Genomic DNA, 280 nt, shown 5'->3' with positions numbered 1-280 from the left:
AAAGATAAAATCGGTGAGCTTTGCTCCAGTCCCACCTGATAGACGCTCACAGATTGTGAAGCCTTTGGCTCGGACTGCGGCTCCTGACCACACCCAATGAGCAACCACGGTAATACCCAGAAAGCCGAACCTAATATGGTACTTTTCATCTCAGAGACCCCGCTCCTTCACCCATTCACGCACGATCTGACCTTCTTCCAGCTCAGTCACGCCAGACGCGGCAATAACTGCACCGTCTTCTAACCCGCTGACCACACGGGATTGTTCATCCAGCACCACT

The 280-nt window shown here is 52.9% G+C and carries 1 pseudogene; it reads right to left on the bottom strand.

The window, feature by feature from the left end:
* Positions 1 to 150: 150 nt before the first annotated feature.
* Positions 151 to 280, bottom strand: a pseudogene (locus ACYP03_RS25855) (efflux RND transporter periplasmic adaptor subunit); the annotation flags it as partial.

This window comes from Photobacterium sp. R1 (assembly GCF_054600795.1).
The sequence above is the reverse complement of the archived record's forward strand: the minus strand, read 5'-3'. Positions and strand labels throughout refer to the sequence as shown.